Raw genomic sequence first — 9,904 nt, 5'->3', positions numbered from 1 at the left:
CTCGTCCATTCTCCAACTACCATTGACTGGCTTCTTTCTTTTTCTGAATCTTCCTTCAAGTATTGGCATAAACTTTATTACCCACCTTTGTAAAGTAGCGTGATCAATGGCGAATCCTCTCAACCCGCCTATCTCCTCTATCTCTCTATAACTTAGAGAATATCTTCCTTTCATATACAATGATACCATTATTATTTCTGGACCATATTCATGATTCTTGAAATACTTCATTAATTTTGGGTCTACTTTCAGCATTATTAACATCTATCATTTCTTTCAGAATATCAAAGATTCTTATACTTTTCAACAGATGCGACAGAACCAGCTGAATTAATGATTAGTTTGCTCTTAATTCTTGTCTAATACTTGAGAGTAATGGCAAATAAAAGAATATTGCAAGATCAAATACCGAGATTGCTGCAACAACAATAAAAAAAACATTATTTTTATTACTAAATGTAAAAGACATACTATTATATAAAAAAATAAATAGTTAAAAATTAAGACTTTAGAATTTGTAAATTGTTAATTTTATAAAAATATATAAGGTTTAATTTTATAATTATAAAATCAAAATATGGATTATCTTTTAGAAAATTGAAATTTCTTTCTAGCTTTAGGTTGTCCATATTTTTTTCTTTCAACTTTTCTACTATCTCTAGTTAAAAAGCCTCCACTTCTTAGAGTTTTATGAAATTCATCACTTATTTGATTTAATGCTTTGCTGATCCCATGTCTAATAGCACCTGCTTGGCCAGATAAACCGCTGCCTAAGACATTACATTCTATATCGTAAATTCCTTCTGCTTTAACAATTGCAAAAGGTTGGTTAATTATCATTCTATCAACAGGTCTTTGAAAATAATCAATTAAATTTTTACCATTAACAATAATTTTTCCTGATCCCTTACTAATCATCCAAACTTTTGCAATAGCAGTTTTTCTTTTGCCTGTAGCGTATATTTTTTTACCTTCTATTTTAGTAATAGCTTTAGTAGCAGTATGTTTTACATTAACTTCCTTTTTATTTTGAGCAGTAGTTTTGTTCTTAGATTCAACATTAGTTTTAGTTGAGCTTTTTGCTTTCCTAGTTTTTGTTATAGTTTCTTCTTTTTTATTCATAATAATTATTTAATTGGGTTAATTAAAACAGGTTTTTGTGCTTTATGAGGATGTTCGTTATCTCTATAAATATGTAGGCATTTTAATTGTTGTCTAGCAAGTGGGCTTTCTTTTGGTAACATTCTTTTAACAGCTAAAGTTAACATTCTTTCTGGATATTTTCCTGATAATAAATCAGCTGCTTTGACTTCTTTGATTCCGCCAGGATAACCAGTATGTCTATAATATGTTTTTTGTTGAAGCTTTTTACCAGTTAATTTTACTTTATCAGCATTAATAACAATTATATTATCTCCACAGTTTATATGGGGAGTATAATATGGCTTATGTTTCCCACGTAAAAGTTTGGCAATTTGCGCTGCAAGTCTGCCTAAAATTTGCTCTTTGGCATCAATTAGTAGCCAATTTTTTTCTACATCTTGGGGTTTTGCAAAAAAAGTACTTGATAGCTTAACACTCATAAAATATGTTTATCTCAAATTAAATAGTAATAGAATAATACATAAAACAAAAATTATTACAACTTATTAATTACAAAATTAGTTTCTGGGTTACTAATTTTTTCTTGTCCCTGTATAATTTCTAATTCCTTACTTTTTGTTTTATGATTTATTTCTAATATATTATTAATAGTAGCTATAGTATTTGAAAATGATTTTAAAATATTATTTGTATGCAAGTAATTTCCTAAGAATAATGCAGAAAGAAAATTGCCAAGCCCAGCAGGTTTTTGTTCAAAATTAATTAAAGGACTTTCTTGAATATAAAAATTATTACTATCAAATAATAATGTAGATATTGTTTTTGAATTAATTTTTAACCCTGAAATAATTATTATTCTAGATAATCCCATGTCAGCAAGTTTTTTAGCAACTAGTTTTGCATGGTTAATATTATTAATATTGTGCATAGTCAATATTTCAGCTTCAAAATGATTTACTACTAAGATATCTGATAATTTTAATGCGTAGTTCCTATAAAAATCAAGTAATTCTGGTTTAACATATAAGCCTCTTTCCTTATTTCCTAATTTTGCATTGCATAGATAAATTAAATCAGGAATATTATTTTTAATATTTTTGACAAAATTTAATGCCTCAAGACTAATTAATTCATTGCCCATATGACCTGTTAAAAAACCATTAATTTGATTATTAATTATATTGATTTTTGAAAGGCCATTAATTACTTTTTTTACATGGCACACCTGAAAAATATCTACTAAAAATTCTTTGTATAAATTATGATTAGAAAATTGTGCTGTATTAATATTAATTACCTTATGTTTTAAACATTGTAATGCAAATGATGCAACTTTATTGCCAATGTATCCATGAGATACATGAAATTGAATTGATAAAATACTCATATTTACTTCCTATCTAATTTAATTGTTTAATTTATAAATTTTTAACTAACATATTTTTTCATAAATTAATTTTTCTATTTTTTTAACCCCATATAATTTTATAAATGTGCCAATTCTTGGGCCTTCTTTTGTTCCAAGAAGAATTTCATAAAGCGACTGAAACCATTCTTTTAAAGGAATATTATTATCTTTACTTATCTTATATACTGTATTTTGTATATCTTCTGCTGTATTATTAACTGTTTTTAAATTTTCAAGTAATAATTTCAGTAATTTAATTTCTTGTTCATTAGGTATTTTATATTTTTTCTTAGGTTTTATAAAATCTTGAAAGTAATTTATAGCATATCCTAGCATAGAATCTATATATTCATGTGTTTCTTTATTAATATTATCATGATCAATAAAATCTTTAATATACCCCCATAAAACATCTTTGTTGTCAGTATTACAAGCATTAACAAGATTTAATAATAAGCTGAAAGTAATTTTATCAAGATTAATATTAGGTATTTTATCTGTATGTATGTAGAATATGGGATTAGAAATTTTTTCTTTCTCGTCAGTAAGTTGATTAAATTTACTTAGATGATTTAAATACTCATCAAAAGTTTTAGGAATTATGCTAAAATACAATTTTTTAGCTTTTTTAGGTGATTGATACATAAAAAGATTTAAACTTTCTTGGTTAGCATATTTTAACCAATCATCAATTGACAGGCCATTACCTTTAGATTTAGAAATTTTTTGACCATTTTCATCAAGAAATAGTTCATATGACATTTGTTGTGGTGGTGACTTTCCAAGCACTGTGCAAATTTTATCATAAATTTCTGCATTTGCTTGTATATCTTTGCCATAAATCTCATAATCTACATCAAGAGCTGCCCATCTCATTGCAAAGTCTGGTTTCCATTGTAGTTTACATTTACCATTTAAAATACTTGTTTCAACTTTATGTCCCGTATTGTCTAAATAAGTTATAGTTTTTGATTCAATATTTTTGTTTATTACTTTTGCCTGTAATACCTTGCCTGTTTTTTCACAAATAGGTAAAAAAGGGCTGTAGCTTTCTCTTCTCTCTTTGCCAAGTGTTGGAATCAAGATATCAATTATGTTATCATATTTTTCTAAGACTTTGGTTAGGTAGTCATTAAATTTTCCAGATTTATAACACTTAGTTGCACTAATGAATTCATAGTCAAAATTAAAATGATCTAGGAATTCAATTAATTTAGAATTCATGTAATCACCATAACTTTGGTTTTTTCTAAAAGGATCTGGTATATTTGTTAAAGGTAAATCAATGTATTGGTAATAATTTTCTTTATTTGGAATATTATCAGGTACTTTCCTAAGACCATCCATATCATCTGACATACAAAATAATTTAGTAGGAATATCAGAAATATATTGAAAAGCTTTTCTGACCATGCTGGTCCTAACAATTTCACCAAATGTACCAATATGTGGCAATCCTGATGGGCCATATCCTGTTTCAAATAATACATAACCTTTTTTAGGAGGTTGATTATTAATTTTTTTTAATAATAAATTTGCTTCTTTAAAAGCCCATGAGTTAATATTATTTAAATCTAACATTAAAATACATTCATAAATTTGTAGAAGATATGGTATAGAAAATAAATGAAAACTCAAGTATCTCTTACAATTTAAGTAATTATCTTATATTATAATTTGTTAAATAAAGTTTATTTTTTATAAATTAGTAGAGAATTTATTAATAATAGCGAAAGAAAAAAATCAATTATTATATTAATTTTAATTAGAGTACAGTGTTTTATAAATACAATTTTTTATTGATATTTTGATTGAAAAAAACTAGATTATATCAAACCTCTTGGGAGAGGTGGCCGAGTGGCTGAAGGCGCTTCCCTGCTAAGGAAGTATACGATTATTCGTATCGAGGGTTCGAATCCCTCTCTCTCCGCCATTTTAATAAATGAAAATGCAAAAAAAATTAGAAGTTAAAATAGCTCATGTAATTTTAGCATTACCATTTAATCAAGAATTTTCTTATAAAATACCAGGCAATATCTATATAGAAATAGGTTCTATTGTAAAAGTTAATTTTAGAAAAAAAGTACAGATAGGAGTTGTTATAAATATTACCAATACTTGTAGTAATAGTTTAGATTTTGAGTTAAAAGATGTAATGGAGGCTTATAAGACCCCTACAATTCCTTTAAAATTATTAAATTTTGTAAAATGGGTTTCTCAATACAATAATACTTATTTAGGCAGTATTATAAAAATGATTTTATTAAGTAGGAGTAATATCGAATATAACGTTGTTAAATCTGAGTATAAAAAATTTAATATTAATCGTTATAATCATAATCCTGTTCAATTATCAGATCTTCAAAAACAAGTTGTTTTTGATATATGTAAATATGGCTTTAAAAAGTACTCATCTCATTTGATTTTAGGTGCAACAGGATCTGGAAAAACTGAAGTTTATTTGGAAATTGCTCAGCAAGTAATTAATAATAGTGAACAAGTCTTAATATTATTGCCAGAAATATTGCTTGCTACACAGCTTGTAGAAAGATTTAAGAAAAGATTGAAAAATTGCGTTATCGCTGAATGGAACTCATCTTTAACTCCTAAGAATAAAGCCATTATATGGCATGGAGTTATAAATGGGGAGATTAACGTGGTAGTAGGTGCAAGAAGTGCACTTTTTTTACCATTTCTAAAATTAAAGCTTGTAATTATAGATGAAGAACATGATGGTTCTTTTAAGCAAGAAGAAGGAATTGTTTATAATGCTAGAGATATGGCTATTGTTAAGGCAAATATTGAGAGATTTCCAATTTTACTATCAACTGCTACTCCATCTGTAGAAACATATTACAATACAAGTCTTGATAAATGTATATTACACAGATTGCCTAATCGTTATACCGGTGTTTTATTGCCTAAAGTTGAGGTGGTAGATTTAAAACAAGAAAAATTATCTAATAGTAAATGGATATCTGAATCTCTGCAAAATGAAATAATTAACTGTCTTGCGAGAAAAAAGTTATCAATGATTTTTTTAAATAGAAGGGGATATGCTCCACTTACTATTTGTAATAGCTGTGGAGAGAAATTTTCTTGTCCTAATTGCCAATTCTTTTTGGTAGAACATAGAAAGAAAAATCAAATGTTATGTCATTATTGTGGTTACCTTGAGGATAAGTTAATAAAATGTGCGAAATGTGATTCTGATGAAAAATTAGTTGCTCTAGGAGCTGGTATTGAAAAAATAGAAGAAGAAATTTGTTCTTTGTTTCCCGCTGCGAAAGTAATTTCTATAACAAGTGATACAATATCTAATTTTAAAAAAGCATCAAAAATAATAGAAGAAATAGAAAATAAAAAATATGATATAATTATAGGAACTCAGATGCTTGCAAAAGGTTTGAATTTTCCAGATTTGCATTTAGTTGGTGTAATTGATTCAGATATATCATTTGCAGGTTGTGATTTGAAGATTTTAGAAAGGACATTTCAACTATTATATCAAGTAGCAGGACGAGCAGGTAGGCAAAAAGAGAAAGGTATTGTTATAATACAAACTTATTTTGCAGATAATCCTATATTACAGTATATTAAAAATTGGGAATATGAATCATTTATTAAAGCTGAGTTAATAAATAGGCAGGATTCATTTATGCCTCCTTTTTCAAAATTAGTCATGCTTAAAGGAAGTAGTTTTAATGAAGAAAGTTTAAATGCATTTATGCAGTATATTGTTACAAAAGCTCCTATAAATCAAAAAATTGAAATTTTAGGACCAGCACCTGCACCAATTTATAAAATTAGAAATAAATTTCGCTATAGAATTATTCTTAGAAGCTCAAAACAAATTAATATTCAGAAATATATTGAAACTTGGTTTAATGAATTTAGTATCCCTCATATAATTAAAATAAAAATTGATATTGACCCTTATAATTTTTCATAATAGCTTATTTTGATTAATTAAGTATTTTGAAGAATGGGTAATGTTGAAACTATAAGGATGAGTTATGATGAAGGTTATAACTTAGGAGGTAGTGGTGATAAAATATTTGACTCAGTGCCTCAAGCAGTCAATGAGCTTAAAGAAAAATTTACTTCAAGATCAAGAAGGGAAGCTGAAGAAGATGACCAACAAGATTTAAACAGAGAAGGATTACATATTAGTAAAAATGGAGAAGAAGTTGAGGTTATTAAAAATGTTGAGCAAATAAAAAGTTTAGATTATCTAACTGGAGAGCAGAAAGATTTTATACTTATGCATTTTCAACTTTTTGAAGCATCTTTTATATCTAATTTAAGAAATAGTTGTAGTGAATCACAAAATTTTAATCTTAGTAAAGCAATTGATAATAATGGCAGTCATAATTATTTAGATATTGAAACAGATGAAAATGGTAAGGTTAAAAAAATTACCTATAGTAAAAGAAGAATATATGGGTATGGAATAGATGAAAAAATAATGGAGGCACAAGTTGAAGGTAAGGTTTTGGATCAAATGTATTTATCTATGGATACAGATATTACATCACTTAGAGGTGAGAAAGTTGATCAAGACACAGTTTTACCAAAGTTTCAACTTACAATTACCTCAATCGATCACACAAAATCAAGTAATTCTGCAATGATTTTTCCCAAAAAAGTTCCTGAAAAAGGTTTGGTTGATAATCAGCATGATTCTTTGAAATTCTTTCTAATTGATTCTTTTATAGAGAAGATTAGAAACAATGATGAAAATAAGTCTATATCAGATTTATTTTTAGAGACTTTTTCAGTTTTAGCTACTAATGAAAAGTCTATGAATGAATTAAAAAGAGAAGCATTAAAAATGGAAAGAGAAATTTTACTAAATAATGGTGAGCTAAAGGCCTTAGAGAAAATAAAATATTATCTTAATAAATTATTGGATATGATTTTTGCTAAAGAACAATTTTTAGATTCTACTCAAAATTCTAGAGTAAATTCTTTTTCTAAAAGATTGCTTCAAGATAATAGTCCAAGTAAAATAAAGGGCAGATAATTTAAATAGTTTATATGTCGCAAATTACTTGTAGTATCTTTGATAATTAAAAAATCATAGGGTAATTATAGTGATTTAATATAATTTTTTTCTAATGCTTTTAGAAAAGTATTTTGAGATTTTGAATAAGGGATATAGTATAAATATATGTTTAGTTTTGTAAGTAGAGGATGGGGGTGCCAGAAAATTTCCTTAGCAATTTTAAAAAAAGTTTTCCTGAAGTCATACCTGATATAAATGAGAATTTAGTAAAAAAATATTTAAAAGAAGAAATTTATGATTTTGAAGATCCTGTTTATGGAGATGATAATCAATCCGAAATACAAATGCAAAAATTGATTAGAAAAGCTGAGGGATTAGGTTTAGGTAATTTTATCTCATTATTAGGTTTTTCAAAAAATAAAAAAATAAAAGAATGTGCTGAGGTTATAATCTACAGTTTAAAAATTAATAATATAGATAGCTCACTTTACAGAGATAAAGTTTTTGCATGTGGAGAAGGTACACTCACTAATTTGCAAAATATTTTACTTGATATATATGGTTTTAGATCTTTTAAAGCTATTATTAGTAGGTTAAAAAAAGAAATGCTTGAGAATTTTGCTGGTGAAATATTAAGTGGTGCAAAAACACATGATAATCAGCTTGTGTTGCAAAAATTTAGACCTAGGGGTGATTTATGGCATATTCATGATATATCAGTAATATTAAATGTGTTGGCAAATGAATGGAAGTTAATAAAAAAAAGAAAAATTGAGGATAAATATTTGGATGTAATTGATAATATATTTGATATTAGAAGGATTAATACTTACATAAATTATAAAGTACAAAATTTATTAGAAAATTATGAAGAATTAGTAGATTTGATTCTGTATAAATTAGAATCAGATTTGCCTAAATTTAATATATTAAGCACCCTTGATACAGGTTATATAAAACATTTTTCTGATAGATTAGATGAGTGGATAGAACAAAAAAGCGAAGATTTTAAATTTTTAGGGGGCAGTGCTTATAATAATTTATTTTGTGCACAAGCATTAAAACAAAATACAGATAAAATTGAGTTATTTAGATATAAAGATCATTATAAAAAAATCCTTAGAATTTATATAATTTTATTTTTAGATAATATTTCTATTATTCTATTAAACTCAGAGAAGAGACAAAAACTTATAGATAAATTGCTTATAAATTGTGGACTACCTTTAAATATAGAGATTATACCTGATGATTTGTTAGAGTATGCAATAGATAATGATTTATTTATTATCAATAATAAAAATCATATTATTGATCCTGTTAAATTATATTTAAATAGTAATAAAAGGGAATATGCTTTAGCGCATCTAAAGCAAAATTGTATTAAATATGGTGGTAACCTAAGAGAAATTTTAATTATTTTAAATAATCCATTCAAGTCTGATTTGACATATTCAGATATTATTTCAGAAATGAAATTTCAAAAACAATGTTTTGATATATTTCGTGAAGCTATTATAAATAAGCAAGAATCTTTAGTACAAGAATTATTTAAATCTGCAATGAGTTTAGGTGTTTTAGAGGAGTTATTAATAAAAAATGATAATTCTGGCTCTTTATTTGATTATGCTTTTAGAAACAAGAATAATTGGTTAGTTAATCAAATACTGGATATTGCAATCTATAATGTTGAAATATTTCAACAAATTTCTAGTAGAGATATTACAACTATGAATTTATATAAATATCCAGATATGTCTTTAGTAATAAACAATTATTCTAATGCAAGAAATGAGATAATTAATGAAATTAAAGATCAGATTATACCTGCTAAATGGAGCTATTATATGCCAAACTTTGTTTCAAATTTCACAGATAGGTTTAATTATAATGAAGAAAGAAATGCATTGATTTCACAAATAGTAGATGAGTATTTAAAAAAAGAGAAATATAGTTTGCAAGATATATGTGATAATAAAGAAATTATTAAAGCTGAGCTGAAGTATATTATCAAAGATAGGAAGCCAGAAATTAATGAATTTTTAAATAGAGAAGGAAATTATAATTTAGTAAACGCTAAAATATCCCCATCTTGACAAGTATTATCCGCCTTTCTTTGGGTTTCTTAAGTTTTTTGATAATTCTAAAAAAAATTTAATTTGATGATATTTTTTTATCAATATTATATGGAAGTAAATTTACTAACTCTTTTGGATCAGAATAATCATGAATATGATTCAGCAAATATTTTAAATAATCATAAGGATTAATCTTATTTACTTTGCAAGTTTCAATAATACTATAAATATTTGCACTAGCTTTAGCACCCTTAGTTGTTGCACAGAACATCCAATTTTTTCTGCCAACTGCAAATGGTTTTATAC

Annotated in this window: 9 protein-coding genes, 1 tRNA gene and 1 pseudogene; 4 read left to right on the top strand and 7 right to left on the bottom strand. The window is 26.0% G+C overall.

Going from position 1 to position 9,904, the window contains the following annotated elements:
- The 6 genes and pseudogenes from EIC27_RS03870 to EIC27_RS03850 all read right to left on the bottom strand — a co-directional run.
- A pseudogene (locus tag EIC27_RS03870) lies at positions 1-264 on the bottom strand (IS6 family transposase); the annotation flags it as partial.
- A gap of 73 nt (positions 265-337) precedes the next feature.
- Positions 338-469: a hypothetical protein gene (locus EIC27_RS07875; protein WP_276310331.1), complete on the bottom strand. Its 132-nt coding sequence runs from the start codon at positions 467-469 to the stop codon at positions 338-340.
- Positions 470-582: 113 nt separating this feature from the next.
- Positions 583-1,122 carry a 30S ribosomal protein S9 gene (gene rpsI / locus EIC27_RS03865; RefSeq protein ID WP_126044820.1) on the bottom strand — a complete coding sequence of 180 codons (540 nt, stop codon included), beginning with the start codon at positions 1,120-1,122 and terminating at the stop codon, positions 583-585.
- A gap of 5 nt (positions 1,123-1,127) precedes the next feature.
- On the bottom strand, positions 1,128-1,583 hold the full coding sequence (gene rplM / locus EIC27_RS03860) for a 50S ribosomal protein L13 (RefSeq protein ID WP_126044819.1): 456 nt from the start codon (positions 1,581-1,583) through the stop codon (positions 1,128-1,130).
- 56 nt (positions 1,584-1,639) lie between these two features.
- On the bottom strand, positions 1,640-2,491 hold the full coding sequence (gene pdxY, locus EIC27_RS03855) for a pyridoxal kinase (RefSeq protein ID WP_126044818.1): 852 nt from the start codon (positions 2,489-2,491) through the stop codon (positions 1,640-1,642).
- A gap of 45 nt (positions 2,492-2,536) precedes the next feature.
- The gene (locus EIC27_RS03850; protein WP_126044821.1) at positions 2,537-4,093 is read right to left on the bottom strand and encodes a lysine--tRNA ligase; all 1,557 of its coding nucleotides are present in this window, start codon (positions 4,091-4,093) and stop codon (positions 2,537-2,539) included.
- 262 nt (positions 4,094-4,355) lie between these two features.
- On the opposite strand from EIC27_RS03850, the gene EIC27_RS03845 reads away from it, so the two are divergent.
- The 4 genes from EIC27_RS03845 (at position 4,356) to EIC27_RS03830 (ending at position 9,616) form a co-directional block, all read left to right on the top strand.
- Positions 4,356-4,445, top strand: a tRNA-Ser gene (locus EIC27_RS03845).
- A gap of 9 nt (positions 4,446-4,454) precedes the next feature.
- A complete protein-coding gene (priA, locus tag EIC27_RS03840) occupies positions 4,455-6,464 on the top strand; it encodes a replication restart helicase PriA (protein ID WP_126044817.1) in 2,010 nt (669 codons plus the stop codon).
- A gap of 33 nt (positions 6,465-6,497) precedes the next feature.
- The gene (locus EIC27_RS03835; RefSeq protein ID WP_126044816.1) at positions 6,498-7,538 is read left to right on the top strand and encodes a hypothetical protein; all 1,041 of its coding nucleotides are present in this window, start codon (positions 6,498-6,500) and stop codon (positions 7,536-7,538) included.
- A 176-nt stretch (positions 7,539-7,714) separates the two neighbouring features.
- A complete protein-coding gene (locus EIC27_RS03830; RefSeq protein ID WP_126044815.1) occupies positions 7,715-9,616 on the top strand; it encodes a hypothetical protein in 1,902 nt (633 codons plus the stop codon).
- Positions 9,617-9,674: 58 nt separating this feature from the next.
- Here EIC27_RS03830 and EIC27_RS08190 read toward each other — a convergent pair.
- Positions 9,675-9,904: transposase domain-containing protein (locus EIC27_RS08190; protein ID WP_205702304.1), on the bottom strand; the 230-nt coding region annotated here is incomplete at its 5' end.

The sequence above is a fragment of the Candidatus Aquarickettsia rohweri genome (genome assembly GCF_003953955.1).
Classification (GTDB): domain Bacteria; phylum Pseudomonadota; class Alphaproteobacteria; order Rickettsiales; family Midichloriaceae; genus Aquirickettsia; species Aquirickettsia rohweri.
Note: the sequence above shows the minus strand (reverse complement) of the source record. Positions and strands in the feature narration are given on the sequence as shown.

Excerpts from the sequence above, each read along its gene's own strand:
- rpsI (WP_126044820.1), bottom strand. The coding sequence starts at position 1,122 with ATGAATAAAAAAGAAGAAACTATAACAAAAACTAGGAAAGCAAAAAGC.
- EIC27_RS03850 (WP_126044821.1), bottom strand. The coding sequence starts at position 4,093 with ATGTTAGATTTAAATAATATTAACTCATGGGCTTTTAAAGAAGCAAAT.
- EIC27_RS07875 (WP_276310331.1), bottom strand. The coding sequence starts at position 469 with ATGTCTTTTACATTTAGTAATAAAAATAATGTTTTTTTTATTGTTGTT.
- priA (WP_126044817.1), top strand. The coding sequence starts at position 4,455 with ATGAAAATGCAAAAAAAATTAGAAGTTAAAATAGCTCATGTAATTTTA.
- EIC27_RS03835 (WP_126044816.1), top strand. The coding sequence starts at position 6,498 with ATGGGTAATGTTGAAACTATAAGGATGAGTTATGATGAAGGTTATAAC.
- pdxY (WP_126044818.1), bottom strand. The coding sequence starts at position 2,491 with ATGAGTATTTTATCAATTCAATTTCATGTATCTCATGGATACATTGGC.
- rplM (WP_126044819.1), bottom strand. The coding sequence starts at position 1,583 with ATGAGTGTTAAGCTATCAAGTACTTTTTTTGCAAAACCCCAAGATGTA.